The organism is Pseudonocardia sp. TMWB2A (assembly GCF_017312135.1).
The window spans coordinates 4,999,768-5,024,801 of the sequence record NZ_QKQY01000002.1 but is presented as its reverse complement, the minus strand read 5'-3'; the positions used below and the strand labels follow the sequence as shown (position 1 = coordinate 5,024,801).

The window sequence follows — 25,034 nt, the reverse complement described above, 5'->3', positions numbered from 1 at the left end:
CCTCTCGTCGACGCTGTCGTGGGAGGGGCGGGCATCGGCAGCAGTGCGGTTCCCGACTCCGCCCGGAGCACCGGAGGAGAGCTCATGCGAATCGTCACCCAACAGGAGTTCGGCGGCCCCGCTGTCCTGTCCGTCGTCGAGGCACCCGTGCCTCGCCCCCTGCCCACCGAGGTGCTCGTGCGGGTCCGGGCGGTCGGCCTCAACCCCCTGGAGGCCCGCCTGCGCGCGGGTGAGTCACCGATGCTCGGCCGGCCGCCGTTCGTTCTCGGGTGGGACGTCAGCGGTGTCGTCGAGCAGTCGCTGACCTGGAGGTTCCGGCCCGGCGACGAGGTGTTCGGGATGTCCCTGTTCCCTCGTGCCGCCGAGGCCTACGCCGAGTACGTCGCCGTCCCGGCGCTGCACCTCGCCCGCAAGCCGGCCTCGCTCTCCCACGTCGAGGCCGCGGCATTGCCGATCGTCGGGTTGACGGCGTGGCAGGGGCTGGTCGATCTCGCGCGGGTGGCCGCGGGCGACCGGGTTCTGATCCACGCCGGTGGTGGTGGGGTCGGCCACGTCGCGATCCAGATAGCGAAGGCCGCGGGCGCGCACGTCATCACCACGGTCGGCGCGGACAAGCGCGAGTTCGTCGAAGCCCTCGGTGCGGACGAAGTGATGGACTACCGGTCCGGCGACTTCGCGGAGTCGCTCCGCGACGTCGACATCGTTCTCGACACGGTGGGCGCCGGCATCGCGGAGCGTTCCCTGCGCGTGCTCCGGCGTGGGGGGCACCTGATCACCGCGACCGCCGAGGACGACGCCGCGGTGATCGCTCACGCGGAGGCCGCCGGCGTGCGGTTCAGCGGCATCGCGGTGGACCCCGACCCGGTGGCTCTGCGGGGCCTGGTGGACCTTGCCGAGAGGGGCGCGCTCCGGGTGCACGTGGAGGAGACATTCCCCCTCGAGCGGGCGGCGGACGCCCACCGGGCCCTCGATCACGGTCATCGTCGCGGCAAGCTCGTCCTCACCGTCTGAGGCCCCACGGGGTGGTGCGCCGCCGGGCGGCGCCGCGCCACGCGTCCGGGTGGCGATCGCCGGCGGCTCAGGTCCCCGCGCGCCCCACCGGCGCCTCCCTGCGAGGTGGGTAGGCACCACGGATGCGGTGCAGGGTGTCCGTGACGACGGCGCGGACATCGGCCTCCTGCAGCGGGGCCGGGCTCAGCGCCGAACCGAGCGAGAAGCCCTCGACCAGGGTGAGCAGCAGCAGCGCCTCGCGGTGCAGTGCCTCCTCGTCGATCACACGGTCGGCCAGTGCCGCGCGCAGGAGCGACCGGATCGCCTCCGCGGCCGCGAGCGAGGTCGCGGCGACCTCGGCTGCGAACCCCGGGTCCGTGCGCGCCATCACCCGGTACTCGACGAGCGCGATGTTCTCCTTGCGTTCCTGCTCGCTGGTGGGTGCGACGAACACGACCAGATCGGCGACCCGGCTCGCCGGATCCCCGGAGAGCCCCGGGTTGCGGTGCTCCGCGCGCTGGAGCAGGACCCCCAACGCGAACGACATGACCTCCCGCAGGTTGTCGCCGAAGTAGTGCCGGATGCTCCCGATGGCCAGGCCGGAGCGTGCGGAGATCCGGGCGAGGGTCACCGAGCGGAGTCCGTGCGCGGCGATCTCGTCGATCACGGCGTCGGCGACCTGCGCTCGCCGGGCATCCGGGTCCACGCGTCTGGGCATGGCCCCACTCTATCGCCCGATGTGGCACGAGCATGCTAAGTTTCTAGCACGTTCATGCTAGAAAACGCGTCGGTCAGGTCGTAGCACCCACCCGGCCCGCGCCGCCGTCGGACCCACAGCGGTCCGCGTCCGGCGCATCCCGGTCACGGTCGGCAGGTCCTTCCACACCTGCAGGTCGTCGACCCGGTCGAACGCCATCGCCGCCGCACCCGGACCCGACCAGGAGAGACATGTCCTCGTACCGCCGACGCCCGCACCGATCGCGACGGACCGTGCCGCGTCTCGCCGCAGCCATCACCGTCATCCCCCTCGTCCTGTCGGCAGCCTGCACATCGACGACCCCGCCGGCGCCCGGTGGTCAGGCGGACATGGCCGCCTATCTGACGCAGGAACTCGACTGGGGCGGCTGCACGGACACTGCGACGAACGCCGCGGACGTCGAGCTGTTCGCGAACCCCGCACTCGAGTGCGCGTCGGTCGAGGTTCCGCTCGACTACGGCGCCCCGGAGGGCGAGAGGGCGCGGATCGCCCTCACGCGTCTCCCCGCCCGGGGAGAGGCCGAGGGATCACTGCTGATCAACCCCGGCGGCCCCGGCGGATCCGGCACCAGCTTCGTGGCGTCCTTCCTGCCCCAGTGGCAGAACGGTCCCGTCGCCGAGCGCTTCGACATCGTCGGCTTCGACCCGCGCGGGATCGGAGCGTCGACCCCGGCCCTCGACTGCTACACCGACGAGGAGTACGACGCCGGAGATGTTCCCCGGTTCGGCGCCGTCTACGACATCACCAGCGCCGAGCAGGCGGTGGACCACGCGCAGCGCTGCATCGAGGGCTCCGGAGGCGTCGAGAACCTCGTCAACGCCGGATCGGCGAACGTCGTGCGTGACATGGACATCCTGCGGGAGGTTCTCGGCGACGAGCGGCTGACCTTCCTCGGCTACAGCTACGGCTCCGAGATCGGCGCCATGTACCTCGCCGCGCACCCCGACAAGGTCCGTGCCGTCGTGCTCGACAGCGCCGTCGGACCCGACTGGACACCGAGCGAGCTCCGCCTCGCCCAGTTCACCGCCTCCCAGGCCCGGTTCGACGAGGTCGCCGCGCTCTGCGCCCGGTCGGCCGACTGTGTCCTCGGCCCCGATCCCGCGGCGGCGAACGAGCGTCTGCACGAGATCGTCGCGCCGCTCGTCGAGACACCGGCGCCCACCGCCGACGGCAGGGACGTGAGCGTCTGGGACGTCTACCTCGGCATCACGGCGGGCCTGGCGGCGGAGGCCCACTGGCCCTCGCTGATCTCCGCTCTGACCGCGCTCGACGCGGGGCGGGCCGAGGAGATCCTCGCCCTGCGCGACGGCTTCTACAGCCGCACCGCCGACGGCGTCTACACCACCGACATCGATACGAACATCGCCGTGCGCTGCATGGACTGGCCCCGCCTGACACCGGAGGAACAGACCGCGCACGCGCGTGAGGTCGCGAACGTCGCGCCCATGTTCGGCATCGACCTGCTGACGGCGGGGACCCACCACAGCGAGTGCGAGGCGTGGCCCGCCCCGCCGACACGCGACGTCCCGTGGCTCCCCGCCGATGTCGAGGGTCTGCCCGAGGCGCTCGTCGTGTCGCTCACCGGCGATCCCGCGACGCCGTATCCGGGTGGCGTCTCCATGGCACGAACCCTCGGCGCGAGCCTGCTCACCGTCGACGGCAAGCAGCACGGCGCCTACCTCCTGGGTGGCAGCACCTGCGTCGACGATGCGGTCGACGCCTACCTCCTCGACCTCGAGACCCCGCCGGCCGACGCCCGATGCAGCCTCTGACCCGCTCGGGACCCCGTTCCCGCAGACAGGAGAAGATGACGATGGCCCTCCGACCCGTTCGACTCCACCAGGCACTGAGCCGCACCGTCCACACGATCACGCTGCCGGACCCCGACGGGCCGGCCGTCTGGGCCGTCGAGACCCGCACCACCGAGGACCACCGCGCCCGGCTCTACCGGGACGGGCAGCGCACCAGCACGGCCGAGATGCCCGCCACCTTCACCGTCCCCGGAGGGAGGATCGAGGTCGACGCCGGGTTGTACGGCGTCACCCGGGTCCATCTCGTCACGCCCGACGGACGGGAACGCAGACTGGCCCCGGCTCCGGGGACCCTGGAGCACCGGCGCGCAGTCCTGACCCGGGACCACCCTCGTCTGAGCAGGGGGATCGCCGCCACCGCCGTGATGATCCTGCTGGTCAACCTCGTCCTCGCCGCACCCGTATGGCTCGAGATGGTCACCTCGATCCCGGAGGTGGCGGACCGGTTCGGGACGTTCACCTCACCGGTGCTCCTACCCGGCTGGCTGCTCGGGACCCTCACGGTCGCCGGTGTCGTCGCCGCCATGGAACGAGCAGTCACCTGGCGGCACAACCGCATCATCGACGCCGAGACCATCTGGACCTCGCTCCAGCCGGCCCCGTCCACCCCGCAACCCACCGACGGGGGTGACGACCGGCGTCTCGTCCGTCCTGGGAGCCATCGGCCGGATCGGGACAACACCTTCATGTACCCCCGCACCGCGCAGGTGCAGGTCGAGGACACGACGGTCTCCGAGCCCGTGTTCCGGATCGGCGGTCCGGCCGACCCGTCGGTCGAGGCGGCCTCCGAGCTGCTCCCGCGCTACCGCGTCGACGACGCCTTCGACTCGTCGAGGTTCGCGACCCGGTTCCCCGAGCCCGCGGTCACGACCTACCGCGAGGGGACCGCCGCCATCCTCCGCTGACGATCCGGCCCCGACGGGGGAGGCCGACGTCCACGTGCGGGTCAGCGGTGGCCGGTCATCGCCGGTCCTGGACCTGGGAGGGGTCCAGCGGCGCGTTGTCGCAGTAGCGCATGCCGTAGTGCTGGTCGGCGTGCGGTCCCTCCGGTCCCCATCCCCAGCAGTAGTCGTCGCCGGCCAGGACGGATGCCGACTCCCCGGCGGCGGGGGTCACGACCGTGACTGCCGCGGCCAGGACCCCGGCGCCGACCCCCGCGGCGATGGCGAGGGCCGCCGACACCCTGCCCACCGTCGACCTGATCCCGGTGCGTGATTCTGCTCGATCCATGCCGGCAATGGTCCGGATGCCGCTCGGGAGGGCTCCCGACCGGTCGAGGCGCACGCGCCTCGACCGCCCGCGCTCCGATGCCCCGGGGCATGGAAGTCGGTGGCGGACACCGCCCGGGCGTGTCCCGTCGCGGTGTTTAGCCGTACCCACGACGGGTCACCCCGACGGGTGGACCTGACGAGGCCAGAGCTGATCGGAACGCCGGACGGGTCGGAGCGCAGCACCGACGGCGCGTCCCCCACCCCGTACGCCGCCACGGTCTACGACGCCGACGTCGTCGAGCAGTTCCGACGTCTCGCACCGGCGCTCCTGGACTGCGCGACCGTCGCCGAGGTGCTGGACCGGGTGCTCGACGTCGTGACACGCGTCATACCCGTGGCGGCGATGGCGAGCGTGACGATGCGCGACGACGCAGGCCGTTACTACACACCGGTGTCCACCGGCGGGCCGGCCGAGGAGATCGACGTCGTGCAGTACCGCAGCGGTCGCGGCCCCTGCGTCGACGCCGCCCGGGAGGACGGCCCCGCGTCCGCGGTGTCGGACGACCTGCGGCGCGAGGAGCGGTGGCCCGAGCTGGCCGGGACCGCGGTGGGTCACGGGTTCCTCTCGGTGGCCGCGGTCGAGCTGCTCCCCGACGCCCGGCCGCCCCGGCTGCCGGGCGCGCTCAACGTGTACGCCTCCGGACCGCAGGCCTTCGGCCGCGCCGACCTCGACCGCCTGACCATCCTGGCCGGCTACGCCTCGCTCGCGCTGGCGACCACCGACGCGGTCTCGGCCGCGGAGCTCAAGCAGGCACATCTGCGGACGGCGATCGAGACCCGTGATGTCATCGGCCAGGCCAAGGGCATCCTGATGGCCCGCCGCGGGCTGGACGCCGACCAGGCGTTCGACCTGCTGCGCCGGACCTCGCAGGACCTCAACGTGAAGCTGGCGCGCCTGGCCCGCACCGTCGCCGAGCGTCCCCAGGACATCGAGTCCCTCTAGCTGCACTGATCGGAGACGGTGGTCGAACTCGTGTGACGACACGACCTGACCGGTCTCGAACGGGGAGGGCCCCCGTGGCTGGTGTGGAGCTGTCTGACGGCACCCACCCCGACCACCGGAGGTCCTCGCGGTTCACGCTCACGCCCCGTCGTCCGAACGCGGCCGATTGCGCCTGGCGCGTCTGATCGTCGACCACCAGGTACCGGTCGCCGGGCCGCAACGCGGTCCCAGGTCGCCCGGCCGACCGCGAAACGCTGGTCCGGTCGCTACCGCGCCGACGGTCCCGCCGCCATGACGGGCCGCTCCAGCCGCCCACACCGATCGCCGCGGGCGACGCCGGCGCCGGTGACGCGCCGGATCAAGCACCTGCGCAGGAAGCGACGGGGCCCGGTCCAGATCGCCGACCGGGTCGCCGTCGCCCCCCTCGATCGTGCATCGGGTCCTGCTCCACTGCCGGGGCCGGCGCTACGTAGGGCGCGCCCGAGGAGACCGCAACCGGGTCGCCACCCCCGGCAAACCCCGCAACGTCCACCACCAGGCGAAGATGGGCACCTGCTCCGTCCACACCGTGCTCGACGACCATTCCCGCGTCGCCGACGCCGAGATCCACGACGACGAGACCGCCGCACTGCGATAGCCGTGCTGCGCCGCGCGGTGGCCTGGTTCGCCACCCGCGGGGTCACCACGACGCGAGTGTCGTCGGACAACGGCTCGGCCCACCGCCCCCACGCCTGGCGCGACACCTGTCACGCGCTGGGGCCACCCCGAAACGCACCCGTCCCTACCGCCCGCAGACCGACGGCAGGATCGCGGGCGGGTCAGTCGCGCGGGTCGCGCTCGGCCCGCTCGCGACGGAGCCGGTCGAGGTCGTCGTTCGCCAGCGCGCTCCAGAACCTCAGCGCGGCGTGCTCCATCTCCAGGCCCAGCTCGATCGTGATCATGCGCGGCTCGGCCCACTCCTCGCGACCGTGCCGGGCGACCATGTCCTCGTAGTCGGCGATCCGGCTCTCGTGCTGGCGGATCTGCTCGCGGGCGAGCTTCCCGACGTCGTCGGGGGATCCCGCCTCGTTGAAGAACAGCTTGAGCTCGGCGATGTCGCGCATCTGGAAGTGCTCGGCGGTGGGCGCCGCCAGCCACTCGCGCAGGGCGGCCCGGCCCTCGTCGGTCAGGGAGTAGGTCTTGCGCCGGCGTCCGTGCTCCTCGGTGTCGAGGGCGAGCAGGCCGGCGTCGGCGAGCCGGTCCGGCTCGGAGTACAGCTGCGCGTGCGGGAAGTGCCAGAAGTAGCCGACGGAGCGGCTGACCGCGCGCTTCAGGTCGTACGGCGTCGAGGGCCCGCGCAACGCGATCATGCCCAGGACCAGATACGACGTCGTGGACAGTCGCATCCGCGCTCCTCTCGTGCCGGCCGGTGCTCCGCGGACTCTAGACGAGGCGGGTCGTCGATCCGCGGATGCGGCTCGACCCTCGCACGTGCGTCCCGCCACCGACGACCGCCCCTCCTTCCGTCGGATGCCGCCGGACGGGGTCGCTCCCGACGCCGGTGGAATCCGGGGCTTCCCCTCTGACAGTCTGAACCGTATGGTCTGAAACAGACTAACGACGAGGGGGTCGGATGGACCTGGTGACGACGCTGCGATGGGCGGTCGAGCGCAACCCCGATCGGCCGGCGGTACGTGGAACCGGCAGGTGGCTCTCCTACCGGGAGTGGGACGCGCGGACCGACCGGCTGGCCGGAGCCCTGCGGAGCCTCGGCGTGGAGCGAGGGGCCCGGGTGGGCCTGGTGATGCACGGCGGCGAGCAGCTCGCGAGCCTGCACCTGGCCGTGCAGAAGCTCGGCGCGGTCTCGGTGCCGCTCTCGACCCGGTTCGGGGTCGAGGAGCTCGGCTACTGCCTGGGCGACGCCGACGTCCGCCTGGTGGTCGCCGACACCGCGCACGCCGAGCGGGTCGCCGCCGCCGGCCTGGGGGACCTGCTGCGGGACGTGGCGTCCGTCGACGAGCTCGCCGAGCGGCTCGACAGCCCCGTCTGCGTCGCCCCGGACGAGTCGGACCTCAGCGTCATGCTCTACACGTCGGGGACCACGGGGAAGCCGAAGGGCGTCCCGCGTACCCACCGGGCCGAGCATCTGGCAGCGGTCGCGCACGTGATGCAGACCCGGCAGCGGCAGGGGGTCGCGACCCTCGGGGTGATGCCGCTGTTCCACACGATGGGCCTGCGCACGCTGCTGGCCTCCGTCGTGGTCGGCGGCACGTGGGTGGGCCAGCCCGCCTTCGACGCCGACGAGTCGATGCAGCTGATCCTCGAGGAGAACGTCGGTTCCCTGTACCTGGTGCCGACGATCTACTGGTCGCTGCTGCGCACCGGACGGCTCGGGGACGCCCGTGCGCTCGACAACCTCGCCTACGCCGGCGCCGCCATGACCCCGTCGCTCGCCGAGAAGCTGGTCGACCAGGTCGCGCCCACCTCGTTCGTCAACCACTTCGGCTCGACCGAGATCTACACCTTCACCATCGGGCCCGACGTCGCCGCCAAGCCCGGCTGCGCAGGCCGGGCGGGGCTGTTCTCCCGGGTCCGGCTGATCGCGCCCGACGCGGGCGCCCCCGTCGACGAGGAGGTCCCGCGCGGGAGGCAGGGTCAGGTGATCGTCTCGATGGCCTCGCCCGAGGCCTTCGGCGGCTACCGGAACCGGCCGGACGCGAACGCCAAGGCCATCCGGGACGGATGGTACCACACCGGTGACCTCGCCGTCGCCGACTCCGACGGCGACCTCTGGGTCTCCGGCCGCACCGACGACATGATCAACTCCGGTGGCGAGAACATCTACCCGGACGAGATCGAGTCGGTCCTGACCCGCTGTCCCGCCGTCGACGACGTCTGCGTGGTCGGGCTGCCCGACGAGCGCTGGGGACACGCGGTGACCGCGTTCGTGGTCCCCGTCCGCGGGGCCGACCCGCTGGCCGCGGCCGAGCAGGCCCTGGCCTGGGCTCGGGAGCAGCTGCCGTCGCTGAAGCGGCCGAAGCGGGTGATCGCCGTCGACTCGATCCCGCGGTCCGGGGTCGGCAAGACGCTGCGCCGCACGCTCGTCGCGGGCGAGTACGACCTGAGGGGAGAAGCACGTGTCTGACGTGTCCGAGGTGCCCGATGTGCCGGAGGCCACCCGCACCTGGGTCCCCAGCCGGGACGAGGACGCCGCGCTGGTCACCGGCCGGGGCGCGTTCCTCGACGACCTGGACCCGCTGCCCGGCACGCTGGTCGCCACCGTCGTGCGCTCCACCCGTCCGCACGCCCGGCTGCGCTCGGTCGACCTGAGCCGCGCCCGGGCCCATCCGGGGGTGGCGGCGGTGATCGGCCCCGACGAGGTGCGCGCCGCGCTGCGGCCCTTCCCCCTGTCGACCGGCGCGGTGATGCCCTACCTGCCCACCGGTGTGGACAAGGTGCGCTTCGTCGGCGAGCCGATCGCCGTCGTCGTCGCCTCGGACCGCTACGTCGCCGAGGACGCCGCCGAGCTCGTCGCCGTCGAGTACGACGACCTGGGTGCGGTCACCGCGGCCCGCGCCGCACTGGAGCCGGACGCCCCGCTGCTGCACGACGACGCCGGGTCCAACGTCGCCACCGACCGCACCTTCTCCTTCGGCCCGGTGGAGCAGCGGTTCCGCGAGGCCGCGCACGTGGTGACCGGCCGCTACGACTTCCCGCGCTACTCCTCGGTGCCGATGGAGTGCTACTCGGTCATCGCGCAGTGGAACGAGGGCGACGGCGACCCGTCGGTCGAGGCCTGGGCGAACTTCCACGGACCGTTCTCGATGGTCCCGGTGATGGCCGGCGCGCTCGGGATCCCGACGTCGCGGGTGCGGCTGCACGTCCCCGCCGACATCGGCGGCAGCTTCGGGATCAAGGCGGGCATCTACCCCTACGTGGTGCTGATGGCGCTGGCCTCGAAGCACGCGGGCACGCCGGTGCGGTGGGCCGAGGACCGCGTCGAGCACCTGATGGCGAGCTCCACCGGTGCGGACCGGGCGATGACCTTCTCCGCCGCGGTCGACGCCGACGGCACCGTGACGGCCCTGCGCACCGACCTGATCGACAACGTCGGCGCGTACCTGCGCCCGCCGGAGCCGTCCACGCTCTACCGCTGCTACGGCAACATCACCGGGCCCTACCGCATCGACGCCGTCGAGATCCGGGCCCGCGCCGTGGTCACGAACACCATGCCGACCGGGCTGAACCGTGGCTTCGGCGGCCAGCAGCTCTACTTCGGGCTGGAGCGGCTGATGGACGCGGTCGCCGCGGCGACCGGGCTCGACGTCGTCGAGGTGCGGCGCCGCAACCTGGTGTCGGCGTTCCCGCACGAGACGGCGACCGGGGGCGTGTACGACTCCGGCGACTACGCCGCGGCGCTGGACCTGGCCGTGATGAACGCCGACCTGGCCGAGCTGGAGCGCCGGCGGGAGGCGGCCCGGGCCGAGGGCGCCTTCTACGGCATCGGCACCGCCCTGGTCGTCGACCCGTCCGGCACCAACATCGGCTACGTCGGGCTGGCCACCCCCGCCGAGGACCGCAAGCCGGGCCGGGACAAGTCCGGCTCCACCGAGCACGTCCGGATGTCGGTGGACCTGCAGGGGATCGTCACCGTGCTGCTCGGATCGGTCCCGCAGGGCCAGGGCCACGCCACGGTGGCGCGCAAGGTCGCGGCGCAACGGCTCGGTCTACCCCCGGAGCAGGTGCGGGCGGTGGTCGACATGGACACCGCGACGACCCCGTGGACGGTCACGTCCGGGTCGTACTCGTCGCGGTTCGCGCCGCTCGTCACGAGCGCGGTCGTCGCGGCCGCGGACACCATCGCCGCCACGGTGAAGGCGGCCGGGGCCACGCTGCTGGAGGGCGCCGACCCGGGCGAGCTGACCCTGCTCGACGGGAAGGTCGTCCACCCCGACGGCCGTTCGGTCGCCTTCCGGCACGCCGCAGGCGTCGTGCACTGGGACCCGGCGTCGCTGCCCGACGGCGTGCCCGCCCGGCTCTACGCCGAGGCCGAGTTCTCCCCGCGGGAGACCCGCGCGGCCACGGCGGACGACCGGATCAACTCCTCGCTCTGCTACGGCTTCGTCGCCGAGATCGTCGCGGTGCGGATCGACCCGGACACCCTGGAGATCGGGGTCGACCGGGTGTCCTCGGTGCACGACGCCGGGACCGTCCTCGACCAGACCCTGCTCGACGGCCAGGTCTACGGCGCGCTCGTGCACGGCCTCGGCGGTGCCGCCTACGAGCAGTTCACCCACGCCGACTCCGGCCAGCCGACGGCGGCGACGTTCCTCGACTACCTGTGCCCGACCAGCGCCGAGGCCGGGTTCGACCTGCGTACCGACCACGTGGTGACCCCGTCACCGCTGACCCCGCTCGGCGCCAAGGGCTGCGGCGAGGGGTCGTCCATGAGCTTTCCCGTGGCCTACGCCAACGCCGTCGCCGACGCGCTGGCACCCCGCGGGATCGACATCACCCGCCTGCCGCTGCACGGCGAGGTACTGCACCAGCTGCTCACCGAGAAGGAGAACTCCTGACATGGCACTCACCGGCGGCGACGTCGTCCTGACCCGCGAGCACGACGGGCGGGTCGCCTACCTGACCCTGTCCCACGGCAAGTACACGGTCGTCACGATGGAGATGCGCAGGCTCGTCGCCGAGCGCTTCGCCGAGATCGACCGGGACCCGCAGGTCCGCGTCGTGGTGGTCCGCTCCGACGGCCAGCACTTCACCTCCGGCGGCGACATCGCCGGGTTCATGGAGGTCGACCCGATCGACCTCACCGACCTCGGCCAGGACGTCACCGCCCCGGCCCGCAGCACCAAGCCGGTCATCGCCGCGATCGACGGCTACTGCTTCGGCGTCGGGCTGGAGATGGCGCTGTCCTGCGACATCCGGCTCGGCACCGGCCGCACCCAGCTCGCACTGCCCGAGATGAACCTCGGCATGATCCCCGGCTCCGGCGGCACCCAGCGCCTGGCCCGGCTGATCGGCCTGTCCCGGGCGAAGTTCCACATCATGACCGCGACCCGGATCCAGGCCCAGCAGGCGCTCGACTGGGGCATCCTGGCCGGCCTGTACGACGACCGCGACGCGCTCTACGCCGAGGTCGACGCGCTGGCGCTGAAGATGGCCGGCTTCTCCCCGGCCGCGCTGCGCACCGCCAAGGAGGTCCTCGACCGCGGCGTCGACGGCCCGCTCTACACCGGCATCGAGCTGGAGCGGAAGGCCTACTCGATGCTGCGGGCGACCGAGGACTTCGCCGAGGGCGTGAAGGCCTTCGGGGAGAAGCGCACCCCGAACTTCACGGGCCGCTGATGAAGGCCGCACCGTTCGCCTACGTCCGCCCCGGCCGGCTCGACGACGTGCTCGGCGAGCTCGCCGGCGGCGACGGCAAGGTGCTGGCCGGCGGCCAGTCCCTGGTGCCCGTCCTCGCGATGCGCCTGGGCCGCCCCGGCACCCTGGTCGACATCACCGCCGTGCCCGAGCTGACGTCGGCGGGACCGGACCGGGACGGGTACCGGATCGGCGCGGCGGTGCGGCAGCGCGCGGTCGAGCACGACCGGGCCGCCCATGCCGTCCCGCTGATCGGGATGGCCATGCCGTTCGTCGGGCACCGGGAGCTGCGCAGCCGGGGCACCGTCTGCGGCAGCCTCGCCCACGCCGACCCGGCCGCCGAGCTGCCCGCCGTCGCCTGCTGTGCGCAGGCGACGGTCGAGCTGGCTGGCCCGGCCGGGCGGCGGAGCATGCCCGCCGAGGAGTTCGTGACCGGCGCGATGACCACCGCGGCCGGGCCGGAGGACGTCGTCGTCGCGGTGACGTTCCCGCACGCCCGGCCGGGGGAGGGGTTCGGGTTCGCCGAGATCGCCCGCCGGCACGGCGACTTCGCCCTCGCCGGCGTGGTCACCCGGGTCCGGGTCGGCGCCGACGGCGCGGTGACCGAGGCCCGGCTGACCGGGTTCGGGATCTCCGACCGGGCCGTGACCCGGGACGTCACCGCGTTGCTCACCGCGCACGAGGACGACCTGCGCCCGGCCACCGCCGCGCTGGCCGACGACGTCGTCGACACCGGCGGGGACACCCACGGATCCACCGGCTACCGGCGCCGGTTGTTCGGAGTGCTCGCCGCCCGCGAGCTGTCCCGTGCGCTGCAGCGCGCCCGGGACCGGAAGGAGGGGTCATGACCGGTCGTCTCACCGAGCCCCGGGACCGCGTCGCCGCCGACGAGAGCGTCGGGATCACGATGACGGTGAACGGCACCGAGACCACGATCACCGTGCCGCCCCGTGCGCACCTCGGTGACGTGCTGCGCGAGCAGCTCGGTCTCACCGGCACCCACCTCGGCTGCGAGCACGGCGTCTGCGGCATGTGCACCGTGCTCGTCGACGGCGAGGCCGCCCGCGCCTGCCTGCTGTTCGCGGTGCAGTGCGAGGGCGCCGAGATCGTGACCGTGGAGGGCCTGGGCACGCCCGAGGACCAGCACCCGCTGCAGCAGGCGTTCTCCGCCCACCACGCGCTGCAGTGCGGGTTCTGCACCCCCGGGATGCTGATGAGCAGCTACGACCTGCTCAGCAGCACCCCGGAGGTGGAGAGCGAGGAGCTGCCCGAGCAGATGTCCGGTGTGCTCTGCCGGTGCACCGGCTACCGCGGGATCCTCGCGGCCGTCGACGACGTGCGGCAGAGCTACCCGGACGGTGTCCCCGGACCACGGGCGTGCGGCGCGCGCACCCTGGTCGGGCGGGGGACCGGTGGCGGGAGCGGTGCCGGAGCCCCCGCCGAGGAGGTGCCGGCGGCGGTGCTCGCGCAGGAGGTGCGGCTGCCGTCCGGGCCGCCGTCGGCGGTCGTCGAGGTCACCAGCGCGCTCCGCTCGCCGGTCGAGCGGGTCTGGGCGGTGCTCGACGACTTCGACCTGCTCGCCCGCTGCCTGCCCGGGGCCCGGCTCACCGAGGTACTCGACGGCGACCGCTACCGGGGCCGCGCCGTCGTCGCGCTCGGCCCGGTGAAGCTGTCCTTCGACGGCCTGGCCCAGGTCGTCGAGCGGGACCCGGCCGCGCACCGGCTGCGGTTCCACGCCCAGGGCGCCGATGCCGGCGGCAGCGCCACCCAGGCCGACGTCGTGCTGGCGGCCGAGGCCGGGCCGGACGGTGGCACGGTCCTGACCGCGCACGCCGACGTCCACCTCACCGGCCGGGTCGCGCAGTTCGGCCGGGCGTTGGCCGGTGACGTCTCGCGGCGGCTGTTCGAGCAGTTCGCGGCGAGCGTCGACGAGGCGGCCGAGACCGGGTCGGTCACCGAGCCGGGCCGCGGTGCGCAGCTCCGGCTGGTCCTGGGCACCGTCCGCGACACCGCCCGGGCCCTGGCCCGCCGTGGGTTCGCCCGCGCCCGCAGGCTGCGGCGCCGCTGACCACCCTGCTCCCCGACCGGTGAGTGATCGCAAGGAGGCGACACGATGACCGCATCCACCGGTGGGCCCGCCGAGGGCTCCGCCGCCCCACCCCCCACCCCACCGGCCGAGCCGGGGCCGACCCGCCGGGTCGAGCCCGGTCCGGGCATCCGGTCCGGGCTGCGCGGCCTGCCCCGGCGGCTCACCCCCGCGACGATCGGCGCCGGCGTGGTCGCGGCCGTCTTCGGCTGCACCGGCCCGGCGCTGATCGTGATCGACGGAGCCGCGGCGAGCGGGCTGGACGGCCGGCTGATCGCGTCGTGGATCTTCGGGATCTACGTCTTCGGTGGCCTGATCTCGCTGTTCCTCGCGCTGCGCTACCGGATGCCGGTCGTCGGCGCCTACTCCATCCCGGGCGCGGTGCTGGTGGTGGGGGCGCTGGGGACGTTCCCGTTCTCCGCCGTCGTCGGCGCGTTCCTCGTCGCAGGGCTGCTCGTGCTCGTGCTCGGGCTGTCCGGCCTGATCGGCACCGTGTCCCGGTGGCTGCCGCAGCCGATCGTGATGGCGATGATCGCCGGGGCGCTGATCCGGTTCGGCACCGAGGTGGTGACCGCGGCCGAGTCCGCGCCCTGGATCGTCGCGTCCGCGGTCGCCGGGTTCCTGCTGCTGTCCCGGTTCGTCCCGGCGGTGCCCGGCGCGCTCGGTGCGCTGGTCGCGGGGCTGGTCGCGGCCGCGGCCACGGGCGGGTTCGCCTCGCAGGCCACCGCCGTCGACGGCTGGACGGCACCGGTGCTCGTGGCGCCGACGTTCGACCTCGCCGCGATCCTGGCCGTCGGGATCCCGCTGGCGGTCCTGGTGATCGCCGCGGAGAACGCCCAGGCCTACGGTGTGCTGCTCAGCCAGGGCTACCGGCCGCCGATCAACGCCATGACGGTCGCCAGCGGCGTCGGCGGGCTGCTGGCCCCGCTGACCGGCGGGCACAACGCCAACATCGCGGGCCCGATGACCGCGATCTGCTCGGGCCCGCAGGCCGGCCCGGACCCCGATGCCCGGTACGCCGCGAGCGTCGTCAACGGCGTGCTGTTCGTCGCGTTTGGCGTCCTCGCCGGGATCGCGGTCACCGCGGTCACGGCGCTGCCGACCGAGCTGGTGGCGGTGGTCGCGGGGCTCGCCATGATCGGGGTGCTGGTGTCGTCGTTCCGGGGCGCGTTCGGTGAGGGCCGGTTCCGGACCGGTGCGCTCACGGCCCTGGTGGTCGCGATGAGCGGGGTCGCGCCGCTGGGGATCTCCAGCCCGTTCTGGGCGCTCGTCGCGGGGGTCGCGATCTCCGCGGTGGTCGAGCCAGGTGACTTCAGGGTGCGGTCCGAGGCCGGATGAACGCGTGCGCGCCGGCACGGTGACACGGTATGGAACAGATGGTCCGGGGTGATCCGTGGAGCTGCATCAACTTCGGTACTTCGTGACGATCGCGCACGAGGGGAGCTTCACCTCCGCGGCCGCCCGTCTGTACCTGTCCCAGCCGTCGTTGTCGGTGCAGATCCGCAAGCTGGAGCAGGACGTCGGTGCTCGGCTGTTCGAGCGGACCGGCCGGCACATCGTGCTGACCGCGGCCGGATCCGCGCTGCTCGAGCACACGGAGATCGCGCTCGCCGAACTCGAACGCGGCCGGGAACGGGTGGCCGGGGTCAGCGGTCTGCGCGAAGGTGAGGTCCGGGTGGGCGTGTTACCCAGCATCGGCGCGCGGATGCTGCCCGAGGTGCTGGCCCGGTTCCGGCGCGCGCACCCGTTGGTCGGGGTGCGGATCGTCGAGCACGACATCTCCCGGGAGTTCGAGCAGCTCGTGCGCTCCGGGGAACTGGACCTGACGATGACCCGGATGCCGCTGACCCTGAGCGGGCTGTGCGTCGACGTGCTGGTCCGCGAGCCGGTGCTCGTGCTGGTTCCCGCCGCGCACCGGCTGGCCGGCCGGGCGGAGGTCGCGCTCGCCGAGCTGGCCGGCGAGGATCTCGTCGGGATGCGTACCGGGTACGGCCTGCGCGACCTCGCCGATCAGCTGCTGGCCGAGGCCGGTGTCCGTCCGCGGGTGGTACTGGAGACCGGACAGTTGGCGATCGTGCACGGGATGGTCGCCGCCGGCATGGGGGTCGCGCTGCTGCCGAGGATGGCCGCGGGCGACGGCCCCACGGTCCCGATCGCCGACTCCTGTGCGTTCCGTGAGCTGGGCGTGGTGTCGCGGGCCAGCGCGCACGTGTCCCCGCCGGTACAGGCGTTCCGCCGGTTGCTGCTGCGCACGGCGCGCGAGTGAGGGCGGAGCTCGGCCGCGTGTCCGCTACCGGTGCACGACAGCTCGTCCGTCCCGCTCGCCGGTCCACCGGGCGACCGCGTCGGTGTCGACGTCCAGGAGGTCGAGCGCCCGACCGGTGGTGTGCTCGACGATGTCGGCGACGCTGTGCGGGTGTGCGTAGAAGGCGGGCACCGGCGGCATCACGATCGCGCCGGAGGCGGTGACCTCGGACATCAGCCGTAGGTGGCCGGCGTGCAACGGGGTCTCCCGCAACAGGAGCACCAGGCGCCTGCGCTCCTTGAGCACCACGTCCGCGGCCCGCACCACGAGCGACTCGTCGTAGCTGGCGGCGATCCCGGACAGCGTCTTCACGCTGCAGGGCGCCACCAGCATCCCGGCCGTGCGGAACGAGCCGGAGGAGATCGGCGCGCCCAGGTCGCCGTCGGAGTGCACGACGTCGGCGAGTGCGCGCACGTCGGCGACGCTGTGGTCCGTCTCGTAGCCGATGGTCGCCCGCGCCGCCTTCGTCAGCACCAGGTGCGTCTCGACGTCGGGCACCTCGCGCAGCAGCTCCAGCGCCCGGATCCCGTACACCGCCCCGGACGCCCCGGTGAGCGCGACGATGATGCGTCTCATCGGAGGTCCCCCAGCTCCGCGAGATGGCGCTCGAGAGCCGACGGGTCGGTCGGGGCCACCGTCATCTGCCGGTAGCGGTCCCGGTCGGCGGCCGGGACGGTGGCGTCGAGGCCCAGCTTCGCGGTGAGCCCCTGCTCGGCCGAGGGATCCAGGCTGCTGCCCTTCGCGTTCGGCACCACCAGCAGGTCCCGGTCGGGCTGGGTCCGGGTGGCCACCGCCCAGGCCACCTGCTCGTCGTCGGTGATGTCCACGTCGTCGTCGACGACGGTGACCTGCTTGATCGTGGACGCGGTGAGGAACAACGTCATCATCGCCGTGGTCGGCGCGCCGGGGGCCGGGTCGCGCAGCGCGACGACGGCGGTGAGCCGGCACGAGCCGGACTCGGGTAGCCGCAGCGCCGCCACGTCCAGCCCGGCCCGGCGCAGGGCCCGCAGGCAGGCCGCCTCGCGTGGTACGCCGCCGGCGTAGAAGTGCTCGCGGCCGCCGGAGAGGATCGTCTGGAACACCGCGTCGTCACGGTGCCAGCCGTCCAGCAGCTCGATCACCGGGGCGGGGCCGCCGGGACCGTAGGTGCGCGGATACTCCCCGAACGGACCCTCGGCCTCGCGGCGTCCGGCCCGGAAGCGGCCCTCCAGCACGAACTCCGCCCGGGCCGGCACCAGCGCGTCCACGGTCGGGGCGGCGACCAGCTCGACCGGAGGGGCCAGCGCGTTGGCCACGGCGTAGTCGTCGAGCTCGCGGTCGGCGGGGGACTGGCTGGCGAGAACGAGCGCCGGGTGCACCCCGACCACCAGGGCGACGTCGAGGTCGCGCCCCACCGCCTCGGCCTCGGCGAAGATCCTCCGCAGCCGCCCGGGCAGCAGCAGCGCACGCAGCTCCCGCTCGCCCGCGGCCAGCAGCCGGTTGATCGAGAGGTTCATCCGCCCGCTGACCGGGTCGCGGACCGCCAGCAGCGCCGAGGTCAGGTACCTGCCGCCGTCCTCGGAGTGCTGACGGGTCAGCGGCAGCGCCGAGAGCATCCGGTCGCCGTGCATGCGGTTCGCCAGCACCGGGGCCCCGGACGCCTCCACCTCCGGGCAGCGCTCCGGGGCGTCCAGGGCGGCGGCGAAGCGGTCGGCCACCCCGGCCGGTTCGCAGCCCAGTACCAGGCCGAGGTGCGTCCGGCTCGGCACGGTGTTCCCCACGAGCGGGAACTCCGCGCCGATCACGTCGCCGAACCGGACGGCGCGCCGCCCGTCGGCACGGGTCAGTACCGCGGCGACGTCCTGGTCCGGGTCGATCGGGGACCCCAGCCGGGCGAGCTCGCCGCGGCCGTCGAGCACGTCGAGCCAGGAACGCAGGTCGGAGCTCACGTGAACACCCCACCGCCGTCGACGACGACGGTCTGGCCGGTGACGAACCCGGACGACGGCGAGGCCAGCCACATGACGGCGCCGACCAGGTCGCCCGGGGTCATCTCGCGGCCCAGCGCCCGTCCCTTCGCCGCCGCGGCGATGTAGTCGCCGGTGTTGAGTGTCCGGCTGGCGGCGTCGCTGACGAGGCCGGGCGCGACGCCGTTGACGGTGATCGCGTCGGATCCGAGCTCACGTGCGGCGGCCCGTGTGAGCCCGTCCACGGCGGCCTTGGAGGCCACTTAGTGCGCGAACCCGGGCGCACCCATCCGCGCCACGGTGGAGGAGATGTTCACGATCCGTCCGCCGCCGCGGGCGCGCATGGCCGGGGTCACCGCTCTGATCGCCTGCCAGGTGCCGCGCACGTTGACCGTCAGCACCCGGTCCCAGGACTCGGTGGTGAGCTCGGTCAGGTGCGACTTGGTGCCCAGGCCCTGGTAGATCGCGGCGTTGTTGACCAGCGCGTCGATCCCGCCGAACTCGGCGCCCGCGGTGGCGACGACGGTCTCCCAGTCGGCGTCGGAGGTCACGTCGGCCGTCACGAACACGACCTTCCCCGCGCCGGCGGAGCTCACCTCGTCGGCCAGGGCGAGCCCCGCGTCGGCGGCCCCGGCGACGTCGGTGGCCACGACGTTCGCGCCGGCCGCCGCGAACGCGGCGACGTAGTCGCCGCCGATCCCGCCGCCGGCGCCGGTAACGAGGACGGTGCGGCCCAGGTGCTCGCCGCTGCTCTTCTCGTTCGTGTTCATCGTGATCCTCCCGGGAGGGACTCCGGCCGGTCGGCCGCGGCGGTGGGTGACGGACTGGGAACGGCGTCGCCCGGGTCCTCGCGGTCGAGCGCGCCGCGCGTCTCGGGGGCGAACGCCGCCCCGAGCAGGAACAGCGCCACGACCACGGCCAGGAACAGCGCCAGCCGGCTGGGGATGTCCGGCACGGTCGGGCTGGCCAGGCTGACGAAGGTGGTGGTCAGCCCGCCGATGGCGAACCCGCCGTTCCAGATCAGGGCGGTCGCGGTCGCACGCAAGCGGGTCGGGAACAGCTCGTTCAGGAAGATCGGCACCGCGGCGATGGGGGCGTTGGCCAGCATGGTGATCAGCAGGCCGTAGCCGAGCAACGCCCCGGTGTCGTCCGGCCCCAGCCCACCCATGGCCAGCGCGAGCAGCGGCAGAGCCACCAGGTTCACGATGCCGGTGGCCAGGAACACCGGGCGACGGCCGAACCGTTCGGAGGCGTGCCCGGCCAGCAACGCGATCGGCAGGATGGCCAGGCTGGTCCAGACCAGCAGCAGCCCACGTGCGCCCGCCGGCAGCTGGTTGATCTCGGCCAGGAACGTGGGCAGGTAGCCCGAGGTGAGGTAGTACTGCGCGCCCGCGCCGATCACCAGCGCGGTGGCCGCGACCAGCGTCCGCGGCCGCACCGCCGTCGGCAGGTCCCGGGCCCTGGCCGGCGGCTCCGGGGCCGCACCGGCGGCCCGCGCCCGCGCGGCGGCCCACACCGGGGACTCCTCGAGCAGCCGGAAGAACGCGAGGCTCGCCAGCGAGGCCACCAACCCGGTGAAGAACATGATCCGCCAGCCCCACACGTCGAACGCGGGTCCGGGGAAGGCCGAGGACACGGCCAGGAACACCAGCGACGCGATGACGGCGCCGAGCCCGGGGCCGCCGCCGGCGACCAGCCCGGAGACCAGGCCGCGCCAGCGTTGGGGCACCGTCTCGGTGCCGAGGGTGTGGGTCGAGGCGACGACGCCGCCGACGAGCAGGCCCTGCACCAGGCGGAGCGCGACGAACACCAGCGGTGCGGCGACACCGATCGCGGCGTAGGTCGGCAGCGTGCCCATGAGAGCGGTGGCCAGACCGACGCCGCCCACGGTGACCAGCATGGTCTGCTTGCGGCCGTGCCGGTCGGCGTAGCGGCCGAACACAGCCCCGCCCAGCGGGCGCATCACCAGGCTCACCCCGAACGAGGCGAACGTGGCCGCGAGTGTGAGTGTGGGGCTGTCGGTGGGGAAGAACAGGGGGCCCACCGTGGAGGCCACGTAGAGCAGGATGAACAGGTCGAACAGATCGAACGCGAAGCCGACCGTGGACGCGGTGCCCGCGGTGACCATCTGACGGGTCGTCGGCGCGGGGACCGGGGCCGGGCCGGGCACGGCGGCGCTCACCAGGTCACCGGCAGCCGCCGGACGCCGAGGTGGCGCCCTCCGCCCTCGAGCGGGTCGGTCCGCTCGACGTCGCCGCTTACCCGGAACCCGGGGATGCGCTCCAGCACGACCTGGACCGCCGTGCGGATCTCGAGCTTGGCCAGGGCCATCCCGGGGCAGGTGTGGATCCCGGCGCCGAACGCGAGGTGCCGGTTCGGCCGCCGGTCGATGACGATCTCGTCGGCGCGGTCGAAGACCTCGGGATCGCGGTTGGCCGAGGCGAACAGCAGCAGCACCCGTTCGCCCGCCTTCATCTGCTGACCGTGCAGGCAGGTGTCGGCCGTGAGCTGTCGCGGGAACCAGTGCAGCGGGGTCTCGTGGCGCAGGATCTCGTCGATCATGGAAGGGATCAGCTTCGGCTCGTCGAGCAGTCGCTGCTGCACATCCGGATGCTCGGCCAGGTACAACAGCGTGTTGCCCAGACCGAGCGCCGTGGAGTCGTGCCCGGCGTAGGTCAGGATGAACATCATGTTGGCGAGCTCGTCGTCGGTCGCCCCGAGCTCGCGGTTGGCCTCGACGAGTCCGGTGAGGAAGTCCTCGCGTGGGTTCTCGCGCCGGTCGGCGAAGAGGCCGACCCAGTACCGGCACACCCGGTCGATGATCTCCGGGCCGCGGGAGTCGGAGGCGTGGGTCAGGAACTCCTCGGAGTACCCGCGGATCTCCTCGGTGTCCTCCGGACCCAGGTCGTAGAGCCGGGTGATGACCTCCAGCGGAAGCGGGGTGGCGAGCTCGGCGGCGAGCTCGGCGCGGCCCCGTCCGACGAACCCGTCGACGAGGCGCTCGGCGATGGCGCGGACCGCCGGTTCCATCGTCTTCGCCGCGGCGCCGCTGGTCAGCGGCGCGATGAGCTCGCGGAACCCGGCGTGTTCGGGCGGGTCGTGGTCGATCGGGGGGAACCGACTCCCGGACACCGGGGGCAGGTAGACGCCGCCGGTCGAGGAGTAGGTCGTGTGGTCGGTAGCGGCGTCGCGGACGTCGGCGTACCGCGAGATCGACCAGTAGCCGCCGTGGCGCTCGCCGTGCGAGACCGGGCAGTGTCGGCGCAGCTGCGCGTAGGTCGCGTAGGCGCGCTCGGGGGACAGACCGGGATCGTGCGGATCGAAGTGCGGGAGGACCTCGCGCGGACTGTTGTCGGGCACCGTTGCCTCTTCTCTATCCTCGGCTCTCCACCCGCTGGCGCGGTGTGCCCCGAGTCTGCGCGGCAGAGCGCCGCCCGACGATGCGCAGCTGGCTATGCCAGCGATAGTCGTCCGGCCAGGTCCGACCACCGGGTGCGGCCCCGGCGGGACCACCGTGCGGGACCCACCGGGCGAGCAGGTCCCGGCCGGACGATCCGTCGACGACCGGCAGGAGGCCGGCCCCGGTGGGTCAGGGCGTGGCGACCGGAACCGGCCAGACGAAGCGGTCGTCGTCGGCGTAGTCCTCGCACCGGGCCCGCAGCGCCGCGGTGACCTGGTCGGGGGCGTCCGCCCCGACCAGCAGCCGGAACGGGCCGTCGGGCGCGTGGACGTGCCGGCGCAGGGCGTCGACCGCCTCCGCGACGGGCGCCCCGAGCGGCCCCTCGGCCCGCCACGGCACCTCGGCCGTCCCGAACAGCTCGCGCCGCAGGTCGTCGTAGACCGCCGACGGGGTCGCGAAGTGCATCCCCGCGCCGGCCCAGTCCGTGTCGAACCCGCCGAGCTGGGCCACGGTGACGCGGACGCCGAACTGGGCCACCTCACCGGCGAGCGCCTGGGAGAAGCCCTCCAGCCCCCACTTGCCCGCGTTGTACAGACCCAGGGTCGGCATGGCACCGACCGCGCCGGTCGTGGAGATCTGGACGATGTGTCCCGCACCGCGGGCGCGGAGATGGGGCAGCACCGCCTGGGCGACCCACAGCGGTCCCAGCAGGTTCGTGTCCACGATGTCGCGCGCCTCCGCCTCGCCGGCCTCCTCGACCGCTCCGACGAGGCCGTAGCCGGCGTTGTTGACGACGACGTCGAGACGCCCGAACCGCGCGACACCGGCCGAGACCGCGGCCCGGACCGCGTCCCGGTCGCGGACGTCCGCCGTCGCGACGTGCAACGCCGACGGGAACTCCGTACGCAGGTCGGCGAGCGCGTCGGCCCGCCGGACGGTCGCCACCACCCGCTCGCCGGCGGCGAGCGCGGCCTGTGTCAGGGCCCGGCCCAGCCCGCGGCCGGCGCCCGTCACGAACCACACGGGTCGTTCGGTCACGGGACTCTCCTCGTCGCGACGCACACTCATGACACCTACGATACGGAACGTTCCGTTTCGATTGCTATCCTGATCGCGTGGACGACGACGGCCGTGACCGACCGCCGGTGTCGACCGGTCGCTCCGAACGGGCGCGCACGGCCGCACTCGAGGCGGCCCTGGCCCTGGCGGTGGAGCTGCCGTACCCGCAGGTGACGATGGAGGCGATCGCGGCACGTGCCGGCGTCGGCAAGGCCACGCTCTACCGGCGGTGGCGCCACCGGGGGGCCCTGCTGGTCGACGCCGTGGCCCACCGCAACGCGCGCGCAGCCGTCGGCGACGGGGGGATCCCGGACACCGGTGACCTGCAGGCCGACCTCTCCGCGGTGCTGCGCGCGGTCGTCGACGAGCTCGCGGTGCCCGCATGGGACGCGCTGCTGCGGGCGCTGTGCGTCGAGGCGCTCGTCGACACCGCGGTCGGTGCGCAGGTGCTGGAGGAGGTCTTCGCCCCGCAGATCACCCTGTTCGCCCGGCGGTTCGCGACGGCGAGGACCACCGGCCACATCGACGGCTCCGTGGGGGACGTCGAGGCGTTCGAGCTGTTCGTCGCGCCGCTCTTCCACCGGTGGCAGCTGCGGACCGGGGCGCTCGATCACGCCTACGCCGACGCCGTCGTCCGGCGCGGCTGTCGCGCGCTCTCGCCCTGAGTACCCCTAGGAGGAGAAGCGGGGGTGCAGCGTCGGAGCCTTCCGGTCGTACTCCGCGAGCCAGTCCCGGCCCGCGGGGGTGAGCCGCACCCGTCGCAGGTCGCCGTCCGGTCCGCCGGCGGGCTCCACGTGGCCGAGCTCCCGGACGGTCGCGGCGAACTGCAGCGCGATCGACTCCTGCACCTCGGAGACCTCGCCCGCCCCGAAGACGACGACTGCCGGAGCGGCGTCGTCGCCGCTCGCGTCCACCCGGCGCAGGAACTCGGCGAGCCGGGAGTCGGACTTGGCGCTCATGGGCCGACGGTAGCCGTCGGCAGGGTGTATCGGGGACCACCGGTCGAACGGAGGTCGACGCCGCGAGCCCACGCACCCGCCGTACCCGTGCCGCTCATGATCACCCGGGCCCTGGTCGGCCGGATGGACGTGGTCCGGGATCAGCCGGGCGTGCCGGCCGAAGAACGGGATCGCGTGATGCCGTCGATGCCGTGTTCACCAGGTCGGGGTCCAGGTACCGGCGGTACACGTCGCGCGGCCACGAGTCCGTCGTCGCGAGCGAGGCCGCCTGCACGAGCGCGTCGAGGGTGTGGGCCTCGAAGGTCCGGCCGTCGGTCAAGCACTGCCGATAGGCACGGGCTGCGGTGGCACAGCGTTCGTTGCCAACCGGGTACAGAAGCACGAAGGTGCCCGCGTCCCAGCGGTCCTTCGGCTCGTCGAGCATCCGGAGCGCGAGCAGGTGGTCCAGCCAGATCTGCTGGAGGGGGAGTATCGACAGACTGGGGTACGACGCTTCGTCGAACACGGCGGTGCGTCCCGCGATCGTGCGGTAGAAGCCGTCCTTGTCCGACGCCGGCGTCCCGGCGAGGTCCTCGTGGTATTTGACCTCGATGCCGAGGAAGGTGCGGCCCCGGTCGCCGTCGTACTCGACGAAGACGTCGAATGCGGACCGGTTCGCCGTGTAGGCGGGGTTGCCGCGGCCGGGCGACCACTCGAAGCGAATGTCGCGGACTCTGCGGATGTCGGGCCAGATCAGGCGCAGCGTCGCGGTCGCCAGTGTCGGCTCCGACGCCAGGGGGCCGAACAGGTTGAAGCACAGCGGTTGGCTCGAGAGCAGGTCGACCCACAGCCGTGGCCGGGACAGTAGCGCTCCGGTGCGGGGTGCGTCCGCCACAGCTTGTTGCACCTGGTCCCGGGCCTGCGGCGAGAGGAAGTTGTGCAGCTCCGGTGGATCAGCGACGGAGGCGTGCAGGCGGGAGCCGAGCTCTTCCCCATCGTGTCGGCCGATCGGGAGCGACTGCTCCTCCCGCCACAGTGCCTGATGCAGGCGTGCCCGTTGCTGCCACGGGTTGTCTCCGCGGATACGGGCCCGGTGCGCATCGAGGACGTCCCGCCTCACCATGCGCGTAGTAGATCGGACGGGGACCTCCCAGCGGTAGCCCAGCGGTGGTCA

Annotated in this window: 22 protein-coding genes and 2 pseudogenes; 13 read left to right on the top strand and 11 right to left on the bottom strand. The window is 73.4% G+C overall.

Annotated features, from left to right (window positions below):
- Positions 1-84 precede the first annotated feature (84 nt).
- A complete protein-coding gene (locus DMP17_RS38055; protein WP_337832055.1) occupies positions 85-1,011 on the top strand; it encodes an NADP-dependent oxidoreductase in 927 nt (308 codons plus the stop codon).
- Positions 1,012-1,078: 67 nt separating this feature from the next.
- On the opposite strand, the gene DMP17_RS38050 is transcribed toward DMP17_RS38055, so the two are convergent.
- Positions 1,079-1,708, bottom strand: a complete 630-nt coding sequence (locus DMP17_RS38050) for a TetR/AcrR family transcriptional regulator (RefSeq protein ID WP_337832054.1) — start codon at positions 1,706-1,708, stop codon at positions 1,079-1,081.
- Positions 1,709-1,938: 230 nt separating this feature from the next.
- Here DMP17_RS38050 and DMP17_RS38045 point away from each other — a divergent pair, with 230 nt between their 5' ends.
- A complete protein-coding gene (locus tag DMP17_RS38045; protein ID WP_337832053.1) occupies positions 1,939-3,519 on the top strand; it encodes an alpha/beta hydrolase in 1,581 nt (526 codons plus the stop codon).
- Positions 3,520-3,560: 41 nt separating this feature from the next.
- The gene (locus DMP17_RS38040; protein ID WP_337832052.1) at positions 3,561-4,463 is read left to right on the top strand and encodes a hypothetical protein; all 903 of its coding nucleotides are present in this window, start codon (positions 3,561-3,563) and stop codon (positions 4,461-4,463) included.
- Between the two features lie 55 nt (positions 4,464-4,518).
- On the opposite strand, the gene DMP17_RS38035 is transcribed toward DMP17_RS38040, so the two are convergent.
- Positions 4,519-4,788 carry a hypothetical protein gene (locus DMP17_RS38035; RefSeq protein ID WP_337832051.1) on the bottom strand — a complete coding sequence of 90 codons (270 nt, stop codon included), beginning with the start codon at positions 4,786-4,788 and terminating at the stop codon, positions 4,519-4,521.
- 168 nt (positions 4,789-4,956) lie between these two features.
- Here DMP17_RS38035 and DMP17_RS38030 point away from each other — a divergent pair, with 168 nt between their 5' ends.
- Both DMP17_RS38030 and DMP17_RS38025 read left to right on the top strand, forming a co-directional pair.
- Positions 4,957-5,772: a GAF and ANTAR domain-containing protein gene (locus DMP17_RS38030; RefSeq protein WP_337832050.1), complete on the top strand. Its 816-nt coding sequence runs from the start codon at positions 4,957-4,959 to the stop codon at positions 5,770-5,772.
- A 166-nt stretch (positions 5,773-5,938) separates the two neighbouring features.
- Positions 5,939-6,581, top strand: a pseudogene (locus tag DMP17_RS38025) (DDE-type integrase/transposase/recombinase); the annotation flags it as partial.
- A gap of 9 nt (positions 6,582-6,590) precedes the next feature.
- On the opposite strand, the gene DMP17_RS38020 reads toward DMP17_RS38025, so the two are convergent.
- Positions 6,591-7,157: a PadR family transcriptional regulator gene (locus tag DMP17_RS38020; protein ID WP_062396568.1), complete on the bottom strand. Its 567-nt coding sequence runs from the start codon at positions 7,155-7,157 to the stop codon at positions 6,591-6,593.
- Between the two features lie 227 nt (positions 7,158-7,384).
- On the opposite strand from DMP17_RS38020, the gene DMP17_RS38015 reads away from it, so the two are divergent.
- The 7 genes from DMP17_RS38015 to DMP17_RS37985 are packed head-to-tail and all read left to right on the top strand — an operon-like array spanning position 7,385 to position 16,478.
- On the top strand, positions 7,385-8,896 hold the full coding sequence (locus tag DMP17_RS38015) for a class I adenylate-forming enzyme family protein (RefSeq protein WP_337832049.1): 1,512 nt from the start codon (positions 7,385-7,387) through the stop codon (positions 8,894-8,896).
- The gene (locus DMP17_RS38010; protein ID WP_337832048.1) at positions 8,889-11,327 is read left to right on the top strand and encodes a xanthine dehydrogenase family protein molybdopterin-binding subunit; all 2,439 of its coding nucleotides are present in this window, start codon (positions 8,889-8,891) and stop codon (positions 11,325-11,327) included. Before DMP17_RS38015 ends, DMP17_RS38010 begins: the two co-directional genes overlap by 8 nt.
- Position 11,328: 1 nt before the next feature.
- Positions 11,329-12,108, top strand: a complete 780-nt coding sequence (locus DMP17_RS38005; RefSeq protein ID WP_208819023.1) for an enoyl-CoA hydratase/isomerase family protein — start codon at positions 11,329-11,331, stop codon at positions 12,106-12,108.
- Complete coding sequence (locus DMP17_RS38000; protein WP_337832047.1) at positions 12,108-12,974, top strand: FAD binding domain-containing protein; 867 nt, start codon at positions 12,108-12,110, stop codon at positions 12,972-12,974. Before DMP17_RS38005 ends, DMP17_RS38000 begins: the two co-directional genes overlap by 1 nt.
- The gene (locus tag DMP17_RS37995; RefSeq protein ID WP_337832046.1) at positions 12,971-14,194 is read left to right on the top strand and encodes a 2Fe-2S iron-sulfur cluster-binding protein; all 1,224 of its coding nucleotides are present in this window, start codon (positions 12,971-12,973) and stop codon (positions 14,192-14,194) included. Before DMP17_RS38000 ends, DMP17_RS37995 begins: the two co-directional genes overlap by 4 nt.
- 45 nt (positions 14,195-14,239) lie before the next feature.
- Entirely contained in the window at positions 14,240-15,550 is a 1,311-nt protein-coding gene (locus DMP17_RS37990) for a benzoate/H(+) symporter BenE family transporter (protein WP_337832045.1), read from the top strand.
- A gap of 55 nt (positions 15,551-15,605) precedes the next feature.
- Positions 15,606-16,478: a LysR family transcriptional regulator gene (locus DMP17_RS37985; RefSeq protein ID WP_337832044.1), complete on the top strand. Its 873-nt coding sequence runs from the start codon at positions 15,606-15,608 to the stop codon at positions 16,476-16,478.
- 24 nt (positions 16,479-16,502) lie between these two features.
- Here the strand turns inward: DMP17_RS37985 and DMP17_RS37980 are convergent, their stop codons facing one another.
- The 6 genes and pseudogenes from DMP17_RS37980 to DMP17_RS37955 all read right to left on the bottom strand — a co-directional run bounded on the left by DMP17_RS37980 (position 16,503) and on the right by DMP17_RS37955 (position 22,901).
- Positions 16,503-17,093 (bottom strand): UbiX family flavin prenyltransferase, encoded by a 591-nt coding sequence (locus tag DMP17_RS37980; RefSeq protein ID WP_224401887.1) that lies wholly within the window; start codon positions 17,091-17,093, stop codon positions 16,503-16,505.
- On the bottom strand, positions 17,090-18,445 hold the full coding sequence (locus DMP17_RS37975; protein ID WP_337832043.1) for a UbiD family decarboxylase: 1,356 nt from the start codon (positions 18,443-18,445) through the stop codon (positions 17,090-17,092). The genes DMP17_RS37980 and DMP17_RS37975 overlap by 4 nt, the downstream gene beginning before the upstream one ends.
- A pseudogene (locus DMP17_RS37970) lies at positions 18,442-19,233 on the bottom strand (SDR family NAD(P)-dependent oxidoreductase). The gene DMP17_RS37975 and the pseudogene DMP17_RS37970 overlap by 4 nt, the downstream one beginning before the upstream one ends.
- A complete protein-coding gene (locus DMP17_RS37965; RefSeq protein ID WP_337832042.1) occupies positions 19,230-20,645 on the bottom strand; it encodes an MFS transporter in 1,416 nt (471 codons plus the stop codon). Before DMP17_RS37965 ends, DMP17_RS37970 begins: the two are co-directional and overlap by 4 nt.
- Complete coding sequence (locus DMP17_RS37960) at positions 20,642-21,823, bottom strand: cytochrome P450 (RefSeq protein ID WP_337832041.1); 1,182 nt, start codon at positions 21,821-21,823, stop codon at positions 20,642-20,644. Before DMP17_RS37960 ends, DMP17_RS37965 begins: the two co-directional genes overlap by 4 nt.
- A gap of 229 nt (positions 21,824-22,052) precedes the next feature.
- Positions 22,053-22,901, bottom strand: a complete 849-nt coding sequence (locus DMP17_RS37955; RefSeq protein WP_337832040.1) for an SDR family NAD(P)-dependent oxidoreductase — start codon at positions 22,899-22,901, stop codon at positions 22,053-22,055.
- A gap of 77 nt (positions 22,902-22,978) precedes the next feature.
- Between DMP17_RS37955 and DMP17_RS37950 the strand changes: the two genes are divergently transcribed.
- Positions 22,979-23,587, top strand: a complete 609-nt coding sequence (locus DMP17_RS37950; RefSeq protein ID WP_337832039.1) for a TetR/AcrR family transcriptional regulator — start codon at positions 22,979-22,981, stop codon at positions 23,585-23,587.
- A gap of 6 nt (positions 23,588-23,593) precedes the next feature.
- Here DMP17_RS37950 and DMP17_RS37945 read toward each other — a convergent pair whose 3' ends face one another.
- Both DMP17_RS37945 and DMP17_RS37940 read right to left on the bottom strand, forming a co-directional pair.
- Positions 23,594-23,881, bottom strand: a complete 288-nt coding sequence (locus tag DMP17_RS37945; RefSeq protein WP_337832038.1) for a hypothetical protein — start codon at positions 23,879-23,881, stop codon at positions 23,594-23,596.
- A gap of 100 nt (positions 23,882-23,981) precedes the next feature.
- Entirely contained in the window at positions 23,982-24,983 is a 1,002-nt protein-coding gene (locus DMP17_RS37940) for a PGN_0703 family putative restriction endonuclease (RefSeq protein WP_337832037.1), read from the bottom strand.
- Positions 24,984-25,034: the final 51 nt, after the last annotated feature.